Source organism: Nocardioides sp. NPDC054178 (genome assembly GCF_055585005.1).
Genome location: NZ_JBVJKY010000001.1, coordinates 232,770 through 254,059 on the forward strand (window position 1 = coordinate 232,770; position 21,290 = coordinate 254,059).

General features: G+C 69.4%; 15 protein-coding genes. 11 read left to right on the forward strand and 4 right to left on the reverse strand.

Features of this window, described 5'->3' with window-relative positions; genetic code table 11:
- Positions 1-22 precede the first annotated feature (22 nt).
- Positions 23-1,045 (forward strand): aldo/keto reductase, encoded by a 1,023-nt coding sequence (locus ACZ6WN_RS01190; RefSeq protein WP_465862164.1) that lies wholly within the window; start codon positions 23-25, stop codon positions 1,043-1,045.
- Positions 1,046-1,053: 8 nt separating this feature from the next.
- Here ACZ6WN_RS01190 and ACZ6WN_RS01195 read toward each other — a convergent pair whose 3' ends face one another.
- Positions 1,054-2,133: a citrate synthase gene (locus tag ACZ6WN_RS01195; RefSeq protein ID WP_465862165.1), complete on the reverse strand. Its 1,080-nt coding sequence runs from the start codon at positions 2,131-2,133 to the stop codon at positions 1,054-1,056.
- 114 nt (positions 2,134-2,247) lie between these two features.
- Between ACZ6WN_RS01195 and ACZ6WN_RS01200 the strand changes: the two genes are divergently transcribed.
- The 5 genes from ACZ6WN_RS01200 (at position 2,248) to ACZ6WN_RS01220 (ending at position 7,886) form a co-directional block, all read left to right on the forward strand.
- Positions 2,248-3,228, forward strand: a complete 981-nt coding sequence (locus ACZ6WN_RS01200) for a DUF2332 family protein (protein WP_465862167.1) — start codon at positions 2,248-2,250, stop codon at positions 3,226-3,228.
- Positions 3,229-3,555: 327 nt separating this feature from the next.
- A complete protein-coding gene (locus ACZ6WN_RS01205; protein ID WP_465862169.1) occupies positions 3,556-5,085 on the forward strand; it encodes a Re/Si-specific NAD(P)(+) transhydrogenase subunit alpha in 1,530 nt (509 codons plus the stop codon).
- 11 nt (positions 5,086-5,096) lie between these two features.
- Complete coding sequence (gene pntB, locus ACZ6WN_RS01210; protein WP_465862170.1) at positions 5,097-6,497, forward strand: Re/Si-specific NAD(P)(+) transhydrogenase subunit beta; 1,401 nt, start codon at positions 5,097-5,099, stop codon at positions 6,495-6,497.
- An 85-nt stretch (positions 6,498-6,582) separates the two neighbouring features.
- Positions 6,583-7,218 carry a YitT family protein gene (locus tag ACZ6WN_RS01215; protein WP_465862171.1) on the forward strand — a complete coding sequence of 212 codons (636 nt, stop codon included), beginning with the start codon at positions 6,583-6,585 and terminating at the stop codon, positions 7,216-7,218.
- Between the two features lie 53 nt (positions 7,219-7,271).
- Positions 7,272-7,886: a nitroreductase family protein gene (locus tag ACZ6WN_RS01220; RefSeq protein WP_465862172.1), complete on the forward strand. Its 615-nt coding sequence runs from the start codon at positions 7,272-7,274 to the stop codon at positions 7,884-7,886.
- 2,129 nt (positions 7,887-10,015) lie between these two features.
- On the opposite strand, the gene ppgK is transcribed toward ACZ6WN_RS01220, so the two are convergent.
- A complete protein-coding gene (gene ppgK, locus ACZ6WN_RS01225) occupies positions 10,016-10,771 on the reverse strand; it encodes a polyphosphate--glucose phosphotransferase (RefSeq protein ID WP_465862173.1) in 756 nt (251 codons plus the stop codon).
- Positions 10,772-10,848: 77 nt separating this feature from the next.
- Here ppgK and ACZ6WN_RS01230 point away from each other — a divergent pair, with 77 nt between their 5' ends.
- Positions 10,849-12,267, forward strand: a complete 1,419-nt coding sequence (locus ACZ6WN_RS01230; protein ID WP_465862174.1) for a fatty acid desaturase — start codon at positions 10,849-10,851, stop codon at positions 12,265-12,267.
- Between the two features lie 67 nt (positions 12,268-12,334).
- Here the strand turns inward: ACZ6WN_RS01230 and ACZ6WN_RS01235 are convergent, their stop codons facing one another.
- Together ACZ6WN_RS01235 and ACZ6WN_RS01240 are read right to left on the reverse strand one after the other, a co-directional pair.
- Positions 12,335-14,677, reverse strand: coding sequence for an MMPL family transporter (locus tag ACZ6WN_RS01235; RefSeq protein ID WP_465862175.1), 2,343 nt, complete (start codon positions 14,675-14,677; stop codon positions 12,335-12,337).
- A gap of 21 nt (positions 14,678-14,698) precedes the next feature.
- Positions 14,699-15,262, reverse strand: coding sequence for a TetR/AcrR family transcriptional regulator (locus ACZ6WN_RS01240; RefSeq protein ID WP_465862177.1), 564 nt, complete (start codon positions 15,260-15,262; stop codon positions 14,699-14,701).
- Positions 15,263-15,374: 112 nt separating this feature from the next.
- On the opposite strand from ACZ6WN_RS01240, the gene ACZ6WN_RS01245 reads away from it, so the two are divergent.
- The 4 genes from ACZ6WN_RS01245 (at position 15,375) to ACZ6WN_RS01260 (ending at position 21,059) form a co-directional block, all read left to right on the forward strand.
- Positions 15,375-15,947 carry a TetR/AcrR family transcriptional regulator gene (locus ACZ6WN_RS01245; protein WP_465862179.1) on the forward strand — a complete coding sequence of 191 codons (573 nt, stop codon included), beginning with the start codon at positions 15,375-15,377 and terminating at the stop codon, positions 15,945-15,947.
- Between the two features lie 60 nt (positions 15,948-16,007).
- Positions 16,008-17,222, forward strand: a complete 1,215-nt coding sequence (locus ACZ6WN_RS01250) for a M15 family metallopeptidase (protein ID WP_465862180.1) — start codon at positions 16,008-16,010, stop codon at positions 17,220-17,222.
- A gap of 51 nt (positions 17,223-17,273) precedes the next feature.
- Positions 17,274-19,226: a M13 family metallopeptidase gene (locus ACZ6WN_RS01255; RefSeq protein WP_465862182.1), complete on the forward strand. Its 1,953-nt coding sequence runs from the start codon at positions 17,274-17,276 to the stop codon at positions 19,224-19,226.
- Positions 19,227-19,391: 165 nt separating this feature from the next.
- Positions 19,392-21,059: a M4 family metallopeptidase gene (locus ACZ6WN_RS01260; protein WP_465862183.1), complete on the forward strand. Its 1,668-nt coding sequence runs from the start codon at positions 19,392-19,394 to the stop codon at positions 21,057-21,059.
- Positions 21,060-21,290: the final 231 nt, after the last annotated feature.

Genomic DNA, 21,290 nt, shown 5'->3' on the forward strand with positions numbered 1-21,290 from the left:
GGGGAGCCCGCACAGTGGTGGCATGACGAACTCACAGGCAACCCAGACACAGTTCCAGAAGCGCCGGCTCGGCAGCACCGGACCGGAGGTCACCTCCCCCGCGCTCGGCGGGATGAGCCTCTCCGGCGCCTACGGCGCCGTCGACGACGAGGAGGGCGTACGCGTCATCCACGCCTACCTCGACGCCGGCGGCACCCTCATCGACACCGGCGACTTCTACGGCGCCGGCCACAACGAGATGCTGATCGCCCGGGCGCTGCGCGAGCGGAACCGCGACGACGTGGTGCTCTCGGTGAAGTTCGGCGCCCTGCTCACCCCGGTCGGGCTGCCGGTCGGCTTCGACGGCCGTCCCGAGGCGGTGAAGTCGTTCCTGACCTACTCGCTGCAGCGGCTCGGGACCGACCACATCGACATCTACCGCCCCGCCCGCCTGGACCCGCAGGTGCCGATCGAGGAGACCGTGGGTGCGGTCCAGGAGCTGATCGATGCCGGCTACGTACGCCACATCGGGCTGAGCGAGCTCAGCGCCGACACCATCCGGCGGGCCGCCGCGGTGGCCCCGATCAGCGATCTGCAGATCGAGTACTCCCTGCTCAGCCGGGAGATCGAGACCAACGGCATCCTCGACACCTGCCGCGAGCTGGGCATCGGCATCACCGCCTACAGCGTCCTCGGCCGCGGCCTGATCGGGGGCAGCGGCGCGCTCGGCGGCGCGCTCGCGCACATGCCGCGGTTCCAGGGCGACAACCTCGACCACAACCGCGCGCTGCTCACCACCCTGGAGGAGATCGCCGCGGCCAAGGACGTCACCCTGGCGCAGCTCGCGATCGCCTGGGTCGCCGCCCGTGGTGAGCACATCGTGCCCGTCATCGGCTCTCGCCGGGTCAGCCAGGTCGAGTCGATGGCCGGGGCGAACGCGGTCGTGCTCGACGAGGCCGACCTCGCTCGCATCGACGCGGCGGTGCCGGTCGGTGCCGCCCGCGGCGACCGCTACCCCACCCAGTTCATGGACCAGCTCGACAGCGAGCGTCCGGCCGCGGGCTGATGTACCGGTCAGGCGGTGGGGTCGGTCGCCCGCCAGCGCAGCGGGTCCTCGCCCGACTCCTCGACGACGTGCGCGGCCAGGCCGACCGTACGGCCGACCTGGAAGAGCACCTCCGCGGCGTCCTCGGGCAGACCGCAGGTGAGGACGAGCGCGGCGAGGGCGCCGTCGACGTTCGGCCGGCGCTCGGTCCGCTCCGCGATCTCGTCCAGGCGCGCCAGGGTCGGTGCGGCACCCTCGACCAGGGCGAGGCGCGCGAGGATCGCGTCCGCTCGCGGGTCGCCCTCGGGGTGGCGCCAGTGCCCGAAACCGGGCAGCCGCTGCTCCGCGTCCTCCGGGCCGGCGCTCCTCAGCACCGCGAGGGCGGACGGACCGATGCCGCCGTGCAGCTGCCCCGAGAGCGCGGCGTAACCGGCGACCAGGCAGTCGTACGCCGAGGCCCGGGCCGAGGCCGCGACCCGCGCCGCGACCACCGAGGCGGCCAGGCCGTGGTCGACGAGCGCGACCAGCGCGGTGCTGAGCGTGGCCACCTCCCGCGGGCTGCCCGGGCGCCCGGCGACGGCGGCGAAGATCGCGTCGGGGAGCGGCCGTCCCGGCTCCGCCTGAGCACCGAGTGCGACGGGCGCGGCGGAGAGCAGCCCCTTGGCGACGCCCGCGGCAGCGGCGGGCTCGACCCGCTCGCCGGGGGACCCTGCCCACTGCGCGAGCGCGGGGAGCCGGCGGTCGAGCGGCAGCGCGGTCAGGTGCTCCGGCACCTCGACGGCGATCGCGGGGTCGGTGCCCAGGACCAGGTCGACCACCTCGTCCCACGGCTCATCGGCCAGGTCGGCCAGCGGCACGCCGCGCAGGAACAGCTCCCCTTCGCGCACCTCGCTCACGCTCGAGCGGACCGCACGCATCGGCAGCACGCCGAGCGGGGAGCCGGGATGGTGACGGGTGCCGGCCAGCGCGTCGATCTCGGCGCGGTCGAACAGGCTCTCCCCACCGCTGCGTCGCCGGGTGAGCAGGCGCCGGCTGACATAGGTGTAGAGCGTCGTGCGCTTGACCCCGAGGCGCTGAGCCGCCTCCCGGGTCGTGATCCACTCCGTCACGACCTCACTCTCGCCCATCTACCGGCTCCGGCGCCATGTCGACTCGATCGACATCGCGCGGTGCTGCTCCGCGGAGGCACGGTGAGCTCCCGACCCGTTCCAGGAGGAGACGCCATGCTGCCGCTGAACGACCTGACCGACATCCGGGAGAGCTACCGCTACCACGCCGCCGAGATGTCCACCTCGCCCTGCTACCACGCCTGGGCGAGCGCCGTCGCCGACGACCCGGAGGTGCTCCGGGTGCTGAGCGAGCTGCCCGCGCTGAAGCAGCAGGCCAACCTCGTCTTCGCCGCGGCCAGGTGGCACGGCCTGGAGCCTGGTCCGTACGAGAACCTGCGGGCAGTGCTCCTCGGCCCGGCGTGGCCGGCGGTGCGCGAGACGATCCTGGCGCGGCGTACGCAGACCAACGAGGTGGCTCGGCTGGCGGCGCTGACCCCGGCGCTCGGCATGCTCGGGGACGGCCCGCTCGCCCTGGTGGAGCTCGGTGCAAGCGCCGGCCTGTGTCTCTACCCGGACCGCTACGACTACCGCTGGGACGGCGCGGGCGAGCTCGGCGGATCGGGCGGGCCGACGCTCCGGGTCCCGACAGTCGGGCCGGTTCCGGTCCCCGCCCGACACCCACGCATCACCGCTCGCATCGGGATCGACCTCAACCCGCTCGACGTCACCGACCAGGAGGACATGAGCTGGCTGCTCACCCTGATCTGGCCGGGCCACGACGAGCGCCACGACCGCCTCGCCGCCGCGATCGAGGTGACCAGAGCCGAGCCACCCCACCTCATCGCCGGGGACATGCTCGACCGGCTGGACGACGCGCTCGAGGTCGCCGCCGCCTCGGGCGGTGTGCCCGTGGTCCATCACAGCGCCGCCGTGGCCTACCTGGACGAGCGCGATCGCGTCGAGCTCGAGAACCGCATGCGTGCGCTCGTCGCGGCCGGCCGCTGCCACTGGATCAGCCTGGAGGGTCCACGGGTGATCCCCTCGCTCGCCCCGGCCGCCCCGAGCTCGCTCGCTCCGGACCACTTCTCTCTCGCGGTCGACGGACGAGCCGTCGGCTGGTTGCAGGGCCACGGCGCGACGCTCGGCTGGCTCTGATCGCGGAATTTCGGGGTAGTCCGGGAGCGAACTGTCCATTACTCGCCAGTAAATGGACAGTTCGCTCCCGGACTACCCCGACATCACCACATCCCACCCACTCGCAGCACCCGTGAGGCCGTGAGGAAGACCACAGGTATTGGACCGATACAACCGGACAACCCTGGTGTCCACGGGCTGATCTGCCCTACCGTTACCGGCCAGTAACCAGCACGGTGGGGTTCCGGACCCGGCCGGTCATGAATCGGTCACGCGCTGATCGGCTGACCGGGGTCCCACCTTGCTGGAGACTGAAGACACTGCGCAGCTAGACCCAAGGAGTCGAGGATGCTCATCGGAGTGACCCGAGAGACGAAGCCCGGGGAGACCCGGGTCGCGGCCACCCCCGCGACCGTCAAACAGCTGACCGGTCTGGGCTACGACGTCGTCATCGAGGGTGGAGCCGGCGAGGCGTCCAGCTTCAAGGACGAGGCGTACGCCGAGGCCGGCGCCCGCATCGGCACGGCCGCCGACGCGTGGGGAGCCGACCTGGTCTTCCGGGTCAACGCCCCCTCCGTCGGCGAGGTCGAGCTGCTGAAGAGCGGCGCCACCCTGGTCGCCCCGCTGGCGCCGGCGCAGAGCAGCGAGCTGCTCGACGCCCTGGCCGCCCGCAAGGTCGACGCCTTCGCGATGGACGCGGTGCCGCGCATTTCGCGGGCACAGTCCATGGACATCCTCTCCAGCCAGGCCAACATCGCCGGCTACCGCGCCGTCGTCGAGGCCGCCCACCGCTTCGGCCGCTTCTTCACCGGCCAGGTGACCGCCGCGGGCAAGGTGCCGCCGGCGAAGGTGCTCGTGGCCGGTGCCGGTGTGGCCGGTCTGGCCGCCATCGGTGCCGCGAGCTCGCTGGGCGCGATCGTGCGCGCCACCGACCCTCGTCCGGAGGTCGCCGACCAGGTCAAGTCGCTCGGCGGTGAATACCTGAAGGTGGAGGTCGAGGTCGAGAAGTCGACCGACGGCTACGCGAAGGCGACCTCGGAGGCGTACGACCAGCGCGCCGCGGAGATCTACTCCGAGCAGGCCGAGGACGTCGACATCATCGTGACGACCGCGCTGATCCCGGGGCGCCCCGCCCCGAAGCTGATCACCGCGGCCGACGTCGCGTCGATGAAGCCCGGCTCGGTCATCGTCGACATGGCGGCCGCGATGGGCGGCAACGTGGAAGGCACCGTCAAGGACGAGGTCGTCACCACGCCCAACGGCGTCACGATCATCGGCTACACCGACCTGCCTGCGCGCCTGCCCGCGCAGTCCAGCCAGCTCTACGGCACCAACCTGGTCAACCTGATGAAGCTGGTGACGCCCGAGAAGGACGGCGTGCTCGCCCTCGATCTCGAGGACCAGGTCCAGCGCGGCCTGACCGTCGTGCACGACGGTGGCGTGCTCTGGCCGCCGCCTCCGGTCCAGGTCTCCGCCGCTCCGGCCGTGACCGCGCCCGCCGAGGTCGCGGTCAAGGAGGAGAAGAAGCCGCTCTCCGCCGGTGCGAAGCTCGCGCTGGTCGGCACCGGCGCGCTCGCGCTCTTCCTGCTCAACGCGGTCGCTCCGGCCGAGATCACCCGGCACTTCACGGTGCTGACGCTGTCGGTGGTCATCGGGTTCTACGTGATCGGCCATGTGCACCACGCGCTGCACACCCCGCTGATGTCGGTGACCAACGCGATCTCCGGGATCGTCGTCGTGGGCGCCCTGCTGCAGCTCACCGTCGCCGACAACGTGGTGCTCGTGCTCGCGGGCATCGCCACGCTGCTGGCGAGCATCAACATCTTCGGTGGCTTCGCCGTGACCCGCCGCATGCTCTCGATGTTCCGGAAGGCCTGAGGTAACACGTCATGGATATCTTCTCGATCGCCGGCGCCGCCTACCTCGTCGCCGCCCTCCTCTTCATCCTGTCGCTGGCAGGTCTGTCCAAGCACGAGACCGCCTCGCAGGGCTGGCTCTACGGCGTGGCCGGCATGACGCTGGCGCTCGTCGCGACCGTCATCCAGGTCGTCGACGACGGCACCACCACCGCGGTGATCGTCCTGGTCGCCGCCGTCGCGGTCGGCGCGGTCATCGGCCTGTGGCGCGCCAAGGTCGTCGAGATGACCGGCATGCCCGAGCTGATCGCGCTGCTGCACTCCTTCGTCGGTCTGGCCGCCGTCCTGATCGGCTGGAACGGTCACCTCGAGGCCGCTGCCGGTCACATCGAGGGCGGCGCGATCCACTCCGCCGAGGTCTTCATCGGCGTCTTCATCGGTGCGGTCACCTTCACCGGCTCGATCGTCGCGTTCCTCAAGCTCTCCGCTCGCATCTCCTCGGCCCCGCTGATGCTGCCCGGCAAGAACATCATCAACATCGGCGCCCTGGTCGTCTTCGTGATCCTGACGGTCGTCTACGTCATCAACCCGACGCTCCCGCTGCTGATCGCGGTCACCGTCGTCGCGCTGGCGCTCGGCTGGCACCTGGTCGCCTCCATCGGTGGCGGCGACATGCCGGTCGTGGTCTCGATGCTCAACAGCTACTCCGGTTGGGCCGCGGCCGCCTCGGGCTTCCTCCTGGGCAACGACCTGCTGATCGTCACCGGTGCCCTGGTCGGCTCCTCGGGTGCGTACCTCTCCTACATCATGTGCAAGGCGATGAACCGCTCGTTCATCTCGGTCATCGCCGGCGGATTCGGCATCGAGGCCGGCCCGTCCGGTGACGTCGACTACGGCGAGCACCGCGAGATCAACGCCGAGGACACCGCCGAGCTCCTCGCCGGCGCGTCCTCCGTCGTGATCACCCCGGGCTACGGCATGGCCGTCGCCCAGGCGCAGTACCCGGTCGCCGAGCTCACCCGCATCCTGCGGGACAAGGGCGTGGACGTACGTTTCGGCATCCACCCCGTCGCCGGCCGTCTGCCGGGCCACATGAACGTGCTGCTGGCCGAGGCCAAGGTGCCCTACGACATCGTCCTGGAGATGGACGAGATCAACGACGACCTGGCCGAGACCGACGTCGTCCTGGTCATCGGTGCCAACGACACCGTGAACCCGGCCGCCGCCGAGGACCCCAGCAGCCCGATCGCGGGCATGCCCGTCCTGCGGGTCTGGGAGGCCAAGAACGTCGTCGTCTTCAAGCGGTCGATGGCTGCGGGCTATGCCGGTGTGCAGAACCCGCTCTTCTTCCGGGGGAACTCGCAGATGCTCTTCGGTGACGCCAAGGCCAAGGTCGACGAGATCGTCAGCGCTCTCGCCCGGGTGCCCGCCTGATCTGGTCAAACACCGCCTGACCAGCGGAAACGTGACGCAAGTCTCGCGCTGGTGAATTCTGCACGGATCGGATACGACACCCAGAATGAGTGTCGTGTCCGAGCCGTTCGCAGATTCCCTCGAGTCGATCCGCGTCCCCCACACCCTGCTGGAGGACGCGCTCGGCTACGTGACCAGCATCGTGGTGACCTCGCTGGGTCTTTACCTGATCCAGTCGGTCGGCGCGGTGACCGGCGGCACCGCCGGCCTGAGCCTGCTGGTGAGCTACTGGACCGGGCTGCCGTTCGAGGTGCTGTTCGTCCTGGTCAACCTGCCCTTCTTCGGGCTCGCACTCTCCAAGAAGGGCATCGGCTTCACCCTGCGGTCGTTGGGCTGCGTCATCGCGGTCTCGGCGATGACCCGGGTCCACGCCGACCTGCTTCCGCTCGACGGGCTCGACACCGTCTACGGGGTCGTGGCGGGCAACCTGCTCGTCGGCCTCGGGCTCCTGGTGATCTTCCGCCACGGTGCCTCGCTCGGCGGGTTCAACGTGCTCGCCCTGCTCCTGCAGGAGCGGCTCAGCCTCAGGGCCGGGTACGTCCAGATGGGCCTCGACGTCAGCGTCGTCCTGCTCGCGCTCTTCGTCGTCTCGCCCGTGACGGTCCTGCTGTCCGCCGTCGGTGCGGTCGTCCTCAACATCATCCTGGCCTTCAACCACCGGCCGGGCCGCTACCTCGCCTGACGCTCGCTGAGACAGTTTGTCTCCCAAGTCAGTAGACATTGCAGAATAGAGGCATGACAGCCGCGAAGCGCGCGCCCCAGGCCGGCGCCGAGGACCTGACCGAGCACCTGCGCGACCGCTGGTCGGTGAGCGTCTTCGACCCGGCCCACGAGCTCGCCGACGCCGAGATCAGGCTGCTCCTCGAGGCGGCCCGGTGGGCGCCGAGCGCGGGCAACAGCCAGCCGTGGTCGTTCCTGGTCCTGCCCCGCGGATCGGCCGGGCACCAGACGTTCGTCAGCCACCTCTCGCGCGGCAACTCCGGCTGGGTGCCGCGGGCCTCCGCGGTGTTCGTCGCGATCTCCCAGGTCAGCGTGGGCCCGGACGGCACCGGTCCGAAGTGGTCGGACTACTCCCACTACGACCTCGGTCAGGCGGCCGCGCACCTGACCGTCCAGGCCGCCTCCCTCGGCCTCTCCTCCCACCAGTTCGCCGGGTTCGACCACGACGCCGTGGCGGCGGCCTTCGGTGTACCGGACTGGTGGAAGGTGATGACCGGGATCGCGGTCGGCCTCCACGGCGACCCCGCGCAGGTCGATCCCCGCGACGCGGAGCGCGAGGAGCGCGAGCGCGTCCGGCGCCCGCTGGAGGAGGTCGCGTACGCCGACAAGTGGGGTACGCCCTGGGCCTGACGCCCCGGCTGTGCGTCCCGGAAGGCGCTAAAGAAGACGTACCCGTCGGGGCATCGGTCTAAGGTGCCGGGGTGGAGAACGGTCAGGGAGCAGGTCGACTCCGGCGCGCAGCGGCAGGTCTGTTCGTGCTCGGGGTCCTGGGCGCCGGCCTGGTGATGACGACGCCGGCGGCCGTCGCGGCGCCCGACGACGGCGTCGCCGAGTCGTCGCGCACCCGCTACGTCCTCGATGAGGGCGTGGTCCGGGTGAAGTCCAAGATCACCGTCACCAACCAGCAGCCGAGCACGGCGACGACCTACTACTTCCTCACCGGTCACGCGATCCCGATCCCGGCCGGTGCGAAGAAGGTCCGGGCGACCAGCAACGGCTCGCGGCTCGCGGTGAGCACCGAGCGGATCGAGGGCACCGGTCTCGAGGTCGCCACGGTCTCGTTCCCGAACCTCTACTACGGCAAGTCGCGCACGATCACCTGGACGTACGAGCTGCGCGGCGCCCCGGTCCGGGCGAAGAAGAACCACATCCGGATCGGCGACGGCTATGCCGTCTTCCCTGTGCTCGGTGTCGGTGACGACAACTCGGTGACCGTCGAGGTCGTGCTGCCGCGGACGATGGACTTCTCCAGCTCCGTCCCCGGATTCACGAGCAAGACCAAGGGACACACCACGACCTGGAAGGCGAAGGGCGACTTCATCGAGGGCGGCGTGTCCGCCCGCGACCCGAAGGTCTACGACGAGGAGAAGATGGCCGTCGGCGACACCGATGTCTCGCTGCAGAGCTTCCCCGGCGACAAGGAGTGGCGAGAGTTCGCCAAGAAGCAGGTACGCGCCGGACTGCCGGTCCTGGAGGAGACGATCGGGCACGAGTGGCCCGGCGGCCTCGACACCATCCGCGAGGACGTCTCCTCCGAAGCGCTCGGGTATGCCTGGTTCGACCCCGACGCCGACGAGATCGTCGTCTCGGAGGACCTCGACGCCGCGGTCCTCTACCACGAGATGACCCACGCCTGGATCAACCCGGACACCGTCCGCGGGCGGTGGCTCTCCGAGGGGCTGACCGAGATGGTCGCTCAGCGGGTCACGAAGGAGACCGGCGCGAAGGGGCAGAGCTACGACAAGGTCAAGCGGCGCAGCAAGGACGCCTTCCCGCTGACGACATGGGACTCGTCGGGCCGGGGTGTGGAGGCGGACGTGTACGGCTACTCGGCCTCGCTCACCGCGGTCTCCGCGATGGTCGAGGACCTCTCCGACGAGCAGCTCACCGCCCTGCTCAGCGACGTCTACCGCGGGCGTACGGCCTACACGAACGACTCCGACGGCGATGCCGCGCGGCCGGGCGACTGGGCCACGTTCCTCGACCTGGCCGTCAAGCACGGCGCTTCCCCGAAGAAGGCCGAACGAGCGCTGCGCACCTGGGTCCTCACCAAGCCGGACGCGGGGAGGCTCAAGACGCACGGCGAAGCCCGCGCGCGGTACGAAGAGCTCGACCGGGCCAACGGTGACTGGGTCCCGCCCGCGGGCGTGCGCGACCCGATGTCGTTCTGGCAGTTCCACAGCGCGGAGACCGTCATCGAGATGGTCGAGGGCAGCAGCAAGGACGCCGTCGCCGTGCAGGAGGCAGCCGAGGCGGCCGGGATCCCGGTGCCCGCCGCGGTCGAGAAGGCGTACGAGACGGCGAACGTCACCAGTGAGTACCAGGACCTGGCCACCCTGCTGCCGAGAGCGGCCGAGGCGACCGCGGAGGTCGGCGCGGCCACTGCTGCGGTCGACGGCACCCAGAACCCCGTCACCGAGCTCGGCGAGCTCGTGCTGCTCCTGGACGTGGGTGCCGCGAGCGCACGCGAGGACCTGGACAACGGGCATCTCGACGACGCCTCGGCGACGGCAGCCGCGGTCCAGGGCCGGGCGCCGTGGGCCCTCTGGGTGGGGCTCGTCGCGCTGGTCGTGCTGGCCGGGGTGGCGTACGCGATCTTCCGGGGTGTCCGGAGCCCGGCCGCTCAGCGCCGGATCGCCGCGGCCCGGCGACGGCGGGCGGACCGGAAGGCGTTCCTCGCGCAGGTGAAGGAGACGAGGAAGGCGGGTGCTCCGTGGGATCGACCGGCGCCGCGCCCGCCGGTGGCCCCGCCGCCGTCGTCAGTCGGTGGCGAGCTCTTCGGCGTACAGCGCGGCCCCGACGGCTCCCGCGGTGTTGAGCAGCTTCGCCGGGATGATCTCGGTGTCCAGCTCCAGCAGCGGCAGGAATTCCGCCGCCTCCTTCGAGACTCCTCCGCCGACCAGGAATAGGTCGGGGGAGAAGAGCATCTCCAGGTGCTGGTAGTACTTCCGCAGCCGCTTGGCCCAGTGCTTCCAGGAGAGCTCCTCGCGCTTGCGGGCGACGTTGGAGGCACGGGTCTCTGCGTCGTGGCCGTCGAGCTCGAGGTGGCCGAGCTCGGAGTTGGGCACGAGCACGCCGTCGTAGAGGAGCGCCGAGCCGATGCCGGTGCCGAGCGTGGTCATGATGACCAGCCCCCGGCGACCCTTGGCAGCGCCGTAGCGGACCTCGGCCAGGCCGGCGGCGTCGGCGTCGTTGACCACGTGCACGTCGCGCCCGGTGGCCGCGGTGAAGATCGCGTCCGCGTCGGCGCCGATCCAGGACTTGTCGATGTTGGCCGCGGAGTGGACCACCCCGTGGCGTACGACGCCGGGGACGGTCACGCCCACCTTCCCGTCGTAGTCCGGGAACTGGGCCAGCAGGCCCACGAAGATCTCGGCGATGGCTTCCGGGGTCGAGTGTTCAGGGGTCGGGATGCGTACGCGTTCCGCGGCGAACTCGCCGGTGGCGAGATCGATCGGGGCACCCTTGATGCCCGTGCCGCCGAAGTCGATGCCGAAGGGCAGGCTCGTCGTCATGCGTCCATCCTATTTACAAGCGCCGACGGGACGTACGACACTTGACAGATCATCCTGATTTGTCAAGGGAGACGACGATGGAGATCGCCAACAGCACCGTGCCCGACGGTTCCACCGAGCAGTGGCGCGACAAGAAGCGCTATCTGTGGCTGCTGGGTCTGGTGGTGCCGCTGCTCGGGTTCATCGCGATCGGCGGCTGGCATCTCACCGACATCGGCGCGTTCCTGTGGACCGGGCCGATCATCATCCTCGTCGTGGTGCCGGCGATCGACCTGTTCGCGGGGCTCGACCAGTCCAACCCGCCCGACGACATGATCGAGGCGCTGGAGAACGACCGGTACTACCGCTGGATCGTCTACTCCTACCTCCCGCTGCAGTACGCCGTCTTCCTCGGCGGCATGGCCATCGCGGCTCACGGCGCCTTCGACGGCCACACGCTGAGCATGGTCGACCGGGTCGGGCTGGCGATCTCGGTCGGCTGCATCGGCGGGATCGGCATCAACACCGCCCACGAGCTCGGCCACAAGCGCGAGGACGTCGAGCGCTGGCTCTCCAAGGTCGCGCTCGCGCAGAGCTTCTACGGCCACTTCTACATCGAGCACAACCGCGGCCACCACGTCCGCGTCGCGACACCCGAGGACCCGGCCTCGGCCAAGGTCGGCGAGTCCTTCTACACCTTCTGGCCGCGCACGGTCTCGGGGTCGTTGAAGAGCGCGTGGAGGCTGGAGAAGAAGAGGTACGCCCGCCGCGACCAGCACCCGTTCCGGATCGGCAACGACGTGCTCAACGCCTGGCTGATGTCGGCCGTGCTCTGGGGCGCGCTGATCGTCTGGCTCGGGCCGGCGGTGGTCCCGTTCCTGGTGATCCAGGCGGTCGTCGGGTTCTCGCTGCTCGAGGTGATCAACTACATGGAGCACTACGGGATGCTGCGGCAACGCGTCGGCCGACGCTACGAGCGCGTCGACCCCAGCCACTCCTGGAACTCCAACAACATCGCCACCAACGTGCTGCTCTACCACCTGCAGCGCCACAGCGACCACCACGCCAACCCGGTACGCCGCTACCAGACCCTGCGTGACTACCGGGAGTCCCCGGTGCTGCCGACCGGCTATGCCGGGATGATCCTGCTCGCGATGGTGCCGCCGCTGTGGCGCCGGGTGATGGACCCCCGGGTGCTCGCGCACTTCGACGGCGACATGTCGCGGGCCAACATCCTGCCGCGCAAGCGGGACCGGATCCTGGCGAGGTATCCCGCGCCCGTCGCGGATCGTGCCGAGGCCGGCGACGAGACCGTCGCGCAGGTCATCGGCCAGGAGGTGCTGGCCGCCCGCTGTCCCGGGTGCGGCTACACCTACCGGGTGGAGGAGGGCAACGAGGCAGAAGGGTTCGCCGCCGGCACATCGTGGGGGGACGTGCCGGACGACTGGTGCTGCCCGGACTGCGGCGTGCGCGAGAAGGTCGACTTCGTGCCTCTCGCCTCGGACTCCGTCGCGTAGCCGTCCTCGGACGGCGACAGCCCCCAGCCTCGTACGAGACCGGGGGCTGTCTGCTGCCGGGCGACGCTCAGCGCTTCGCGAGCTCGGGTTCCCGCGGCTCCTCGGCGTAGCGGTCGGCGAGGTAGTGCCGCTCCAGGCTCTCGCCCTCGACATCGACGTTGGGAAGGATCCGGTCGAGCCACTTCGGCAGCCACCAGGCCTTCTCCTTCATCAGGTACATCAGCGTCGGGATGAGGAGCATCCGCACGATGAAGGCGTCGAAGACGACCGCCGCCGAGAGCGCGAAGCCCATCGACTTGATGATCGGGTCGTCCATCAGGATGAAGCCGGAGAACACCGCGGTCATGATCAGCGCCGCGGCGGTGACGACGCGGGCCGAGTTGCGGAACCCGTCGACCACGGCCTCGCGGTAGGAGGCGCCGTGGACGTGGGCCTCGCGGATCCGGGTCACCAGGAAGACCTGGTAGTCCATCGCCAGCCCGAAGACCAGCCCGATCAGGAAGATCGGGATGAAGCTGACGATCGGCTGGCCCTCGAAGATGCCGAAGGCGCCCTCCTGGAAGATCGCGACCGTGGCCCCGAGCGTGGCCAGGACCGAGAGCAGGAAGCCGAGGGTCGCGGTCAGCGGCACCAGGATCGAGCGGAAGACGAGCATCAGCAGGATGAACGCCAAGCCGATCACGATCGCGAGGTAGGGCAGCAGCGCGTCGTTGAGCTTCTCGGAGATGTCGGACATGATCGCCGAGGTGCCGGTGACCGCGAGGTCGGTGCCGGTCGCCTCCTCGATCGCACTCTCGCCGTCACGCAGGTCGGCGAGCAGATCTTCGGTCGCCTCGTCCTCCGGGGCGGTCTCCGGCTCGATCAGGATGACCGCGCCGTTGTCGTTGCCCGAGGGCGGGACCACCTTCGCCACGCCGTCCAGCGAGGCGGCCCAGTCGGCGACCTCGGCGTACGCCTTCTGCTTCGCGGCCGTGTCACCGGACATGTCGCGGGCGTCGACCACGAGCATCATCGGGTCGAGGCGGCCCGGGCCGAAGCCCTCTTCCACCAGCTCGACCGCCTGGCGGCGCGAGCTGTCCGCCGGAGCGGTGCCGTCGCCCGGCATGCCCAGGTGCAGGTCCTTGAACGGGATGGCCAGCGAACCGAGGCCGACGACGGCGATCAGCACCCACACGATCGGCGCCTTGCCGATGAACCGGGCCCAACGTACGCCGTTGTTGAGGATGTGGCCGTCGGCCTCACGCTTCGGGTTGTAGCGGCGTACGGTCAGGCCGAAGGCCTTCGACTTGAACAGGCCGAGGATCGCGGGCAGCAGGGTGAGCGCGACCAGGACCGCGACCACGACGGTGACGGCGGCGCCGAGACCCATCGCGGTCAGGAACGGGATGCCGACGACGCTGAGCGCGGCGAGGGCGATGACGACGGTCAGGCCGGCGAAGACGACCGCGGAGCCGGCGGTGCCGACCGCGATGCCGATCGCTTCCTCGCGGTCGTCGGTGTGGTCGAGCTCGCTGCGGTAGCGCGACAGGATGAAGAGGGCGTAGTCGATCCCGACCGCCAGACCGATCATCGTGGCGAGCATCGGGGTCGTCGAGGAGACGTCGGTGAAGGCGGTCAGGGCGGTGATGCCCATCGTGCCGATGCCGACGCCGACGCCCGCGGTGATGATCGGGAGGCCGGCGGCCACGAACGAGCCGAATGTGATCAGCAGGATGAACAGGGCGATGATGATGCCGAACAGCTCCGAGCTGGCGCTGCCGATCTCCATGACCTGCATGCCCTGGCCGCGCACCTCGATCTGCAGGCCGGAGGCCTCGGCGGCGTCCTCGACGACATCGGTGACCTCCTGCTGCATCTCGGGAGTCACGTCGGTCGCCTCGAGGTCCTCGAACTCGGTCGAGATGAGGCCGATCCGGCCGTCCTCGGACAGCGTCGGCTGGGCTTGGAGCTGACCGAGCAGCATCTGCAGCGCCTGCTGCGTCGTCACCTCCTGGCCGCTCTCGGCCGACATCGCCTTCGCGGTCGCCGGAGCCGCGGCCTCGGCCATCTCCGGCGTCCAGAGGTAGGAGATCTGGTCGGGTACGTCGTCGAGCGCGGCGAGCTTCGTGACGAGGTCGTTCACCGCTGCCTGGTTCTCGGGAGTCGTGAGGGTCTCGCCCTCGGGAGCGGCGACGACCACCTCGATCGAGGCGGCGTCGAGCACCGAACCGCCTTCGGTGCCCATGATCTCGGGCAGCTCCTCGGCGGCCTCGACCGACTCGAGGCCGGGCATGGTGAAGGTCGTGGACATCGGCTTGGACATCGTGGTCGCCACGGCGCCGATGCCGATGATCACCACCAGCCAGGCGGCGATGAACACCGGCCATCGCCGGTAGGCGGTCTTTCCGAGTCGATAGAGCAGCTTGGCCATCAGGGGTTCTCCCTAGGTAGGTCAGAAGAGATCGACGAGGTCGTCGAAGATCCGGGTGAAGTGGTCGGCGACGGTGCCGTCCGACGGGTTCTCGAGATAGCGGTCGAGCGCGGCGTCGAAGACGACGATCACGAGCTTGAGGAGGACTCCGGCGAGCTCCGGAGACATGCTGTTGCCCTCGCGCGCGGAGAGCACCTCGGCGAAGTGGTGGGTGCCCTTCTCGAAACGGCCGTGTGCCGCCTCGTGCACCTGGGGGTTGCGGACGAGGACGTGCCGAACGAGCCGGAGCTCCTCGCCGTCGATGTGGTCGGCCTCGAGCAGCGTGCGGACCAGGGCGCAGAGGTCGGCGCGCAGCTCGCCGGTCGGCCCGCCCTCCACGAACGTCGAGACCAGCGCCGGGTCCGGGTCGTGATCGGGGCCGAGGACGGCGTCCATCTTGCCCGGGACGTGGTTGAACAACGTACGCCGCGAGACGCCGACGCGGTCGGCGAGATGGTCCATGGTCCACCCGTCGTAGCCGAACTCCTCGGTGAGCTCGAGCGCGGCACGGTGGATCGCCTTGGGGGTCCCCTCGAGCCGCTTCACGACGTTGCACTTTCACTCATAGAGTGCATTCTTGCACCCTGGGGGTATTGGGTGCAAAACAATGTGGGCTGGTTCACCTCGCCGTGCCGGAGGGCCACTAGACTTGGCGCCCATGGGGGACCGCCGACCTGAGACCACCACGCGGCAGCGGATCCTCGACGCTGCCGTCGAGATGACCACCGAGACGGGATGGGCGAGCGTGACGATGTCGCGCATCGCCGAGCGGTGCGGGGTCAGCCGGCAGACGGTCTACAACGACATCGGCGCCAAGCCGGCGCTGGCGAAGTCGCTGATCCTGCGTGAGCTCGAGCAGTTCCTCGCCGTGGTGAGCGCGGCCTTCGACCAGGAGGACGACTTCCTCCCGGCGATCCGCCAGGCGACGTACGCCGTCCTCGACCGTGCCCAGGACAACAAGCTGCTGCACGCGGTGGTCTCGGCGACCCACGGCGCCGACACCGAGCTGCTGCCCTACCTGACCAGCCACAGCGAGGGGCTGCTCGGCTACGCGACCGAGATCATCCACGAGCACATCGAGAGGTTCGACCACGGGCTGAGCGACCACCAGGCGGATGTCGCCATCGAGACGGTCGTGCGGGTCGTGCTCAGCCACGTCATGCAGCCCACCAAGTCGCCCGACGAGACCGCCGACGACATCGCCTGGCTGTTGTCGCGCGTCCTTGCCTGAGTTACCCGTGAGTTGGGTGCTCACCGGCCCTCGCCTAACCTTCCTGCGGGGAGGTAAAGGATGCGAAAGGTCTCGTTGAGAGCGACCGCGGCGATCGGCGCGGTCCTCGTGGTGACCCTGGCAGCCTGTGCGGGCGAGCCGTCGAAGCCCGGCTCGGGCTCGCCGAGCAGCAGCCCCAGCGCCAGCAAGCCCGCGAAGGACGAGAGCCCCGTCGCCGACCCCTCCCACGCCGTCGACATCCCCGGCAAGCGCGAGGGCACGCTGCACTCCACCGACCTGCTGATCCTCTCCGAGGACACCCTCTCCTCCGGCGACGTCAAGAAGATCCGGGGACTCGACGGCGTCTCCGGCGTCGAGCAGATCTCGATGGCCCAGGTCAGCGTCGAGGGACGGCTGGTGAAGGTGGTCGCCGTCGACCCGTCGACCTACCGCAACTTCGCCCCCTTCCAGAGCGCCGACTCCGACGAGGTCTGGCAGCGCGTCGCCGGCGGCGAGGTGGCGATCGACCCCGAGCGTCAGGACGAGCTCCCGGCCGACAAGGACGGGTTCGTGAGGCTCGGCTCCAAGAAGGACGCCGCCTCCGTCCACGTCGGCGCCTACGCTCCCCAGCCGCCGGGGCTCGCCGCGGCCGTCGTCAACCACAAGTGGGGCGAGGAGATGGGCATGGAGAAGGGCAACGCGCTCATCGTCTCCACCGCCGCCATCGCCCCCAACCGCGTCGTCAAGCCGATCCAGAAGGTCGTCGGCTCGGACGCCTCGGTCCAGCGCCTCGACGTCGTCGCCCGCGCGGGTCTCGACCCCAACGCTCCCCAGAAGGCGTACGTCGTCGGCACCGTCGCCGAGGCCGTCGGCAACTACACCTACCGGGCCAACGGCGACGGCACCATCACCCCGGCCGCGAGCTGGGTGAGCTCCCACATCGTGACCGCCCAGGTGCCGATCCTCGGCTCGGTGACCTGCAACAAGGTGATGATCCCGCAGCTGCGCGCCGCGCTGCAGGAGGTCGTCGACCGCGGCCTGGCCAAGACGATCGACCCGAAGCAGTACGCCGGCTGCTACTACCCCCGCTTCATCGCCAACACCACCCAGCTCTCCAACCACGCCTTTGGCACCGCCGTCGACCTCAACACCGCCGGCAACCAGCGCGGCACCGTGGGCGAGATGGACCGCACCGTCGTCTCCATCTTCGAGCGCTGGGGCTTCACCTGGGGCGGCAACTGGAAGTGGACCGACCCCATGCACTTCGAGATGAACCGCATCGTCAAACCGGGCTGACCCTGGGGTTGTTGCCCACCCGCTTGGGATGCCGCATCTACGCTGGGGCCTGTGACGATTCTTGATGACGCCCGCCCGGGCATGGACGACAACATCCGGCCGCAGGACGACCTGTTCGGGTTCGTCAACGGCACCTGGCTCCGGGAGGTCGAGATTCCGTCCGACCGGTCCAGCTGGGGGCCGTTCGTGATGCTCGCCGACCAGGCCGAGAAGGACGTGCGCGCGATCATCGAGGAGCTGGCGGCCTCCGGCGGCGAGCCGGGCAGCGACGCCCAGAAGATCGGCGACCTCTTCGCGAGCTTCATGGACGAGGAGGGGGTGGCCGCGCGCGGCGTACGTCCTCTCGATGGCCTGAGGGCTGCCGTGGACGGGCTCCGCGACGCGGACGACCTGGCGGCGTTCCTGGGCGAGGTCGAGCGGATCGGCGGGCACGGGCTGTTCGGGTCCTACGTCGACAACGACGACAAGGCCTCCGACCGCTACATCTTCAACCTGCTCCAGGGTGGCCTCGGGCTGCCCGACAAGGACTACTACTTCGACGAGAAGTTCGCCGAGGTGCTCGGGAAGTACGCCGACTACCTCGAGCGGCTCTACACCCTCGCCGAGCACCCCGACCCGCGTGCGGCCGCCGAGACGATCATCCGGATCGACACCCGTCTGGCCGAGGGCCACTGGGCGCGTGAGGAGACCCGCGACAAGCAGAAGACCTACAACCTGCTGACCCTCGCCGAGCTGCGCGAGCTGGCCCCCGGCTTCAACTGGGATGCGTACGTCCGCAACCTCTCCGGCTCGAAGCTGACCACCGAGGCGGTGCTCGGTGAGGTGGTCGTGCGGCAGCCGTCCTTCTTCGCCCACCTCTCCACCGTGCTCGGCGAGGTCGACATCGACGACTGGAAGCTGTGGCTCTACTTCCACGTGCTGCGCTGGGCGGCGCCCTACCTGACCGACGACTTCGTCGAGACCAACTTCGACTTCTACGGGCGCACCCTCAACGGCACCCCCGAGCTGCGCGAACGCTGGAAGCGGGGCGTCGCGATCGTCGAGGGCGCCCTCGGCGAGGCGGTCGGCAAGGAGTACGCCGCGCGCCACTTCCCGCCCGAGGCGAAGGCCCAGATGGACGAGCTCGTCCACAACCTCCTGGAGGCCTATCGCAAGTCGATCTCCGAGCTCGACTGGATGGGCGAGGAGACCAAGGAGAAGGCGTACGAGAAGCTCGACAAGTTCACGCCGAAGATCGGCTACCCGTCGAAGTGGCGCGACTACTCGGCGCTGCAGATCAGCAAGGGCGACCTGATCGGCAACGTCTCCGCGGCGAGCGTCTTCGAGACCGACCGGCAGCTCGGCAAGCTCGGCGGCCCGGTGGACCGCGACGAGTGGTTCATGCTGCCGCAGACGGTCAACGCCTACTACAACCCCGGCACCAACGAGATCTGCTTCCCGGCCGGCATCCTGCAGCGCCCGTTCTTCGACAAGGACGCCCACCCGGCGGAGAACTACGGCGGCATCGGCGCGGTGATCGGCCACGAGGTCGGCCACGGCTTCGACGACCAGGGTGCCCAGTTCGACGGCGACGGCAACATGCAGGACTGGTGGTCGCCGGAGGACAAGGCGGCCTTCGAGGTGAAGACCAAGGCGCTCATCGAGCAGTACTCGGCACTGTCGCCGCGGGATCTCCCGGGCGAGTTCGTCAACGGTGCGCTGACCGTCGGTGAGAACATCGGCGACCTCGGTGGTCTGACGATCGCGCACACCGCCTACATGCTCGCCACCGGTGGTTCCGCCGGGGTCGGCGACCGGCAGCGGCTCTTCCTCAACTGGGCCTACGTCTGGCGTACGGTGCGCCGCAAGGAGCAGGCGCAGCAGTACCTGACCATCGACCCGCACAGCCCGCCGGAGTTCCGTGCCAACATCGCGCGCAACCTGGACGAGTTCCACGAGGTCTTCGGCACCGCTCCGGGCGACGGACTGTGGCTCGATCCGGAGGACCGCGTACGGATCTGGTGACCCGTGCAGGTAGGGGTATTGGTTAATATTCGATAACAACGTAAAGGAGTTACGCGGGGAGGCGGCCTCATAAATCCGCATTGCAGGAAATTGTTTCTTCTCGGTATCGATTCTGGTGCAAGGATTCCGTGCATCCTGGTCCCCACAATCGAGGAGAACCCCACGATGCGTATTGCTCGAGTAGCGGGAGCGGCAACCGCCGCCGCTGTTGCAGGAACTGCCTTCATCGCCTCCTTCGGAAGCCCAGCCGGCGCCACCCCTGCCGGCTCTGCCTCCACCATCACGCCTGAGACCCTGGCCGCTCAGAAGGTCATCGACGACGAGTCGATCGCGGACAAGGCCATCAGCGCCCTGACGAGCAAGCCGTCCACCTGGAAGGTCGGTGCGGGCCAGGAGCTCGAGCCCGTGGTGACCCTGAAGGACGCCAACGGTGCCACCCATGTTCGGATGAACCGGACGTACGAGGGCCTCGAGGTCGTCGGCGGCGACCTGGTCGCCCACCAGAGCAAGGCCGGCACCCTGACCTCGGTCTCCCAGGGGCTGACCAAGGTGCTCGACCTCTCGGTGAAGCCGGCCATCACCGGGCCCGTGGCCACCAAGGCCGCGCTGACCCTGGACGCCGTCACCAAGACGATCACCGACCTCCAGGCCGACAAGAAGTACGCGCCCGAGCTCGTCGTCGACGCGGTCGACGGCACCCCGACGCTGGCCTGGCGGGTGACCACCAAGGGCAAGCAGGCCGACGGTACCCCCTCGCGCCTCGCGAGCTACGTCGACGCGGCCTCCGGCAAGGTGCTGCGCCGGGTCGAGGGCATCCACACCATCGACGGCGAGGGCAACACCCTCTACTCCGGGACCGTCCCGCTGCAGGTGAAGCAGAACGGCTCGAAGTACGAGCTGCGTGACGAGACCCGTGGCGGCACCTACACGACCGACATGAACAACGCCGAGGACAGCCTGCTGTGCCAGCTCCTCGGGTTCGGGTGCGCGGCCGGGACGGTGGTCACCAGCCCGACCACGACCTTCGGCACCGGCTCCAACGCCGACCGGGCGACCGCGGCGGCTGACGCGCAGTACGGCACCAACGTCACCTGGGACTACTTCAAGAACGTCCACGCCCGCGACGGCATCTTCGGTGACGGCTCGGGCTCCTACAACCGGGTCCACTACGGCAACGGCTACGTCAACGCCTTCTGGGACGGCGAGAAGATGACGTACGGCGACGGCGACGGTGTCGGCTACGGCCCGCTGGTCTCGCTGGACGTCGCGGGCCACGAGATGACCCACGGTGTCACCGAGCACACCTCGGGCCTGGAGTACTCCGGTGAGTCCGGCGGGCTGAACGAGTCCACCTCGGACATCTTCGGGACGGCGGTCGAGTTCTACGCCGACAATGCCGAGGACCAGGGCGACTACCTGATCGGTGAGTCCTTCATCCTCGACGGTGGCGACCCGCTGCGCCGGATGGACAACCCGTCCTTCGACGGCAACTCGGTCAACTGCTGGTCCTCCTCGACCGGTGACCTCGACGTCCACTACTCCAGCGGTGTCGGCAACCACTTCTTCTACCTGCTCTCCGAGGGCTCGGGTGCGAAGACGATCGGTGGGGTCGAGCACTCGAGCACGACCTGTGACGGCTCGACCATCGCCGGGATCGGTCGCGACAAGGCGGAGCAGATCTGGTTCCGTGCCAACTCGACCTACTTCACCTCGACCACCGACTACGCCGGTGCGCGCGACGCGACGGTGAAGGCGGCCTCGGACCTCTACGGTGCCTCCAGCCCCGAGGTCGCGGCCGTCGAGGCGACGTGGACCGCGGTCTCCGTGAGCTGACCTGAATCCCTCCTCTCCACCAGCGGTTTCGACGGCGCCCTCCCTTCAAAAGAGGGCGTCGTCGACCGCTTTTGGTAACTAAAGTACGAATTCGGGCGTGTGGTTATGTCGGTGCGGCGATTGGACGCATACTGGAGATGCCGGGCCGGTTCTGCGGGTCCCCGTGGGGGAGGACCAACAGCGCCGGCTCGGCGTTGTCATGTGCACCTGGGTGAATAACGGTTCGCGTGG

Coding starts and splice junctions, on each gene's coding strand:
- ACZ6WN_RS01190 (WP_465862164.1), top strand. CDS start 23: ATGACGAACTCACAGGCAACCCAGACACAGTTCCAGAAGCGCCGGCTC.
- ACZ6WN_RS01200 (WP_465862167.1), top strand. CDS start 2,248: ATGCTGCCGCTGAACGACCTGACCGACATCCGGGAGAGCTACCGCTAC.
- ACZ6WN_RS01205 (WP_465862169.1), top strand. CDS start 3,556: ATGCTCATCGGAGTGACCCGAGAGACGAAGCCCGGGGAGACCCGGGTC.
- pntB (WP_465862170.1), top strand. CDS start 5,097: ATGGATATCTTCTCGATCGCCGGCGCCGCCTACCTCGTCGCCGCCCTC.
- ACZ6WN_RS01215 (WP_465862171.1), top strand. CDS start 6,583: ATGAGTGTCGTGTCCGAGCCGTTCGCAGATTCCCTCGAGTCGATCCGC.
- ACZ6WN_RS01220 (WP_465862172.1), top strand. CDS start 7,272: ATGACAGCCGCGAAGCGCGCGCCCCAGGCCGGCGCCGAGGACCTGACC.
- ppgK (WP_465862173.1), bottom strand. CDS start 10,771: ATGACGACGAGCCTGCCCTTCGGCATCGACTTCGGCGGCACGGGCATC.
- ACZ6WN_RS01230 (WP_465862174.1), top strand. CDS start 10,849: ATGGAGATCGCCAACAGCACCGTGCCCGACGGTTCCACCGAGCAGTGG.
- ACZ6WN_RS01235 (WP_465862175.1), bottom strand. CDS start 14,677: ATGGCCAAGCTGCTCTATCGACTCGGAAAGACCGCCTACCGGCGATGG.
- ACZ6WN_RS01245 (WP_465862179.1), top strand. CDS start 15,375: ATGGGGGACCGCCGACCTGAGACCACCACGCGGCAGCGGATCCTCGAC.
- ACZ6WN_RS01250 (WP_465862180.1), top strand. CDS start 16,008: ATGCGAAAGGTCTCGTTGAGAGCGACCGCGGCGATCGGCGCGGTCCTC.
- ACZ6WN_RS01260 (WP_465862183.1), top strand. CDS start 19,392: ATGCGTATTGCTCGAGTAGCGGGAGCGGCAACCGCCGCCGCTGTTGCA.